Raw genomic sequence first — 262 nt, forward strand, 5'->3', positions numbered from 1 at the left:
TCTTTATCGAATCCGCGGCAGGTGGTTTCCTTATATCCTATTACTGCGTTACCGTTTTAAGCAGCAAGACGAAACCATCGCTACAGCTTATTTGATTTTACTAGGCCAATTGGATCGATATGGGTTAAAGCGAAAAGAAAATCAAACACTAAGGAACTACGCACAGTATATCGATAGCTTTTTTTCAACAAAAGAAATGACACGATTAACGAACCAATATGAACAATACTTGTATCACCAGCGTCTTCCGAAAGGAAGCTGG

At 39.3% G+C, this 262-nt stretch carries 1 protein-coding gene; it reads left to right on the top strand.

The features are described 5' to 3' along the window. On the top strand, positions 1–262 hold a 262-nt coding region (locus tag RYX56_RS23255; protein WP_336623197.1), incomplete at both ends, for a DUF4129 domain-containing protein.

Source organism: Alkalihalophilus lindianensis (genome assembly GCF_032843265.1).
Taxonomy (GTDB): Bacteria; Bacillota; Bacilli; order Bacillales; family Bacillaceae_D; genus Alkalihalophilus; species Alkalihalophilus lindianensis.